Origin of the sequence: Methanobrevibacter sp. (assembly GCF_045220775.1) — an archaeon.
Lineage (GTDB): Archaea > Methanobacteriota > Methanobacteria > Methanobacteriales > Methanobacteriaceae > Methanocatella.
The window spans coordinates 1-2,421 of the sequence record NZ_JBGUWC010000029.1 but is presented as its reverse complement, the minus strand read 5'-3'; the positions used below and the strand labels follow the sequence as shown (position 1 = coordinate 2,421).

Below are 2,421 nucleotides of genomic sequence, written 5' to 3'. Positions count from 1 at the left end.
CAAAAATTTTGAAATTTTCATAAAATGTCTCTTTTGATTGTATAAAATTTTATCCCGTCAGAGCGTCTGCTCAAACAGAAAAAGATTATATACTAGAAAAACGTCAGAGTGTAACATTTTTGGGAAAAATTGAGCATATTTTATCCAATCATGTTAGGTTGGACTAGGGAGCTCTGTCGTGAATATCTATAATCGTTTTTTGTGACGTTATCATTAGCTGACTTGCCGCCGATACTTCCGCCGGTAGCGAAATTCTGATGAATGTGAATATTTCCGGGAACCTTGTAAAATCAGCTGTTCTGAGAAAATAAATATCTGATGATTTTTTCTTATTTATAGAATGTTAGCTGTATCTATCCGTTTCGATCTGCATATTCGATGAGAATTATTATCAGTTTTACAGCGTGATTCAGGCTGATAAACCGTATGAGAACTGAATTTACCATCTGAATTGTATCTTACTTAGTCAGCTGTTTTATTTATTTTGTTGTTAGTTTTAAATCATGGCACGATGTAGATCACATTTTTTATTTTATTACTATCATATAAACAAACACCCAATTATAATATACTAGTCAAATAGGCGCTTTTCAAGCATTATATCGAGGTACCATGAATAAAGACGAATTATTAGAGATATCTAAAAATTTTTTCGGTTCTGTTTTTCAAGTTGAAAACGTGTCTGAAAAAATCAGAAATCTAACCTATCGCGAAGTTAAAAAAGTTTTTTCAGCTTACGACCCACGTGATCTTGACTGTATAATTTATCCGTACGAAGTTCTTTTTACTTTGATATTTCTAGCATCTTTGGCCGGGTGCAAAACCAAAGATGATATCTTTAATTTTTGGAAATTCAACAAGCAACACCTCGAGAATTTTTTTCCTGAGCTTTATGGTTGTATACCAAGCACCTCAACTATTACAAGAGCGCGTAATTTGATTGCTGCGAATGTTATGCAGGAAAAGATGACTGCCATTTTCGGTGAACTCTACAATAAGATCAAGGTAAAGCAGAATGCAATTTCTGCTGCACATACCAATATCGCACAACAATCTTTGGCGATGCGGGATGTCCTCGCTTGTGACGGGCAGGAAATGAAGGCGACCGCAAGACGTTTGCCTAATGATGAAAGACAAACAGCTTTTCAGATTACCTCCATTGTAAGTTATAACACTGGAATGACTTTGGGACAGGTGATCCATCACAAAAAGAATCAGGAAAAAACAGCAATACTGGAACTGTCTGAATCGATTAACATTGAAGGCTCCATCCTCACCTGGGACGCTATCAATACAACTTCTTCACTTATAGATTCTGTAGTTGCCCGCGGTGCTGATGTTTTTGTCAGTCTCAAAAGTAATCAGCCTCATCTTTACGAGGAATGTATTGATGCATACAACGAATACAGCAAAGGAAATAAACTTTACAAATTAGGAGAAAATGCTGCAACCGGTTCGTATTCCTATGTTTCTGGCGGTAAGCACTTTGAGAAATCAATTGTTGTTCTCAAAGCTGACGACTGTATCAGTTCTGATTTACGTGATAAATGGAAATCAATTCAGTCTATTGCTTTCATCCATACCACTACCAATGATCTAACTATAGGCGAAACAAAAACATCATTCCGTGTATATATCAGTTCTATACCTCTTGATCTCGACTTATATCCGAACGAATCCCAGGAAATGATTCAGATTAGTTTAAAACGCTGGTGCGTGGAGACCAATCATTACCACCTTGACAGAGCTTTCGATCAGGACGGAGATAGATACGAAGAAGAGGATGCCGCCTACTGCTCAACCATCATGAGTAAACTGATAATGTCGATATTCAACTTTGCAAAAAATGCATATAACAACGAGGAGATGCGATACAAAGGAGTTGCTACAACTTCAAATCTTCAGATGATGTGTTTGGACATAAATTTCAGCATGCTGCTGGCGGAATGTTTTTTTGCAAATGATCCTAAGAAACTTGTAAATCATGAATTATCTAGAAAATACAAATTCATGAAAACTCCTGAACCTCCGAAAGAAACGGATAGGGGTAGTAGCTACAATCTGCATCTGCTGAAAGACGATAACTGCGGACTGGCTAATTTCCTCAAAAAGAAGATTAGCAAGAAGAGTTCATAAAAACGGACTGTAATCCTTTACAAGTCATTGAGTATATAGGGAAAGTAAACCAACTGTAGTTTACAGGTTTTGCTCACCCTGAATAGGCTTCAAACCGCTTCTTAAATGGATAATATGTCTCTAAACTAGTCTAATGGGATTTATGCGCTGTAGAATTCCGTTCTGAAAAATAATTTAAGGTTTAAAAAAATTAAAGTTTGAACTAGCTCACACCGCGATCTCGAACTAAGCCTTTAAAGGGGACTTTGTATTTTGAACAAAAAATCCCGGGGGAACAAACACCCG

Annotated in this window: 1 protein-coding gene; it reads left to right on the top strand. The window is 36.6% G+C overall.

Annotated elements, in window-relative coordinates; all coding sequences use genetic code 11:
• Nucleotides 1-612: 612 nt before the first annotated feature.
• On the top strand, nt 613-2,136 hold the full coding sequence (locus tag ACJROP_RS01410) for an ISAs1 family transposase (protein WP_406533720.1): 1,524 nt from the start codon (nt 613-615) through the stop codon (nt 2,134-2,136).
• Nucleotides 2,137-2,421: the final 285 nt, after the last annotated feature.

Bases quoted from the DNA above. Each gene is read 5' to 3' on its own strand.
- ACJROP_RS01410 (WP_406533720.1), top strand. From the start codon at position 613: ATGAATAAAGACGAATTATTAGAGATATCTAAAAATTTTTTCGGTTCT.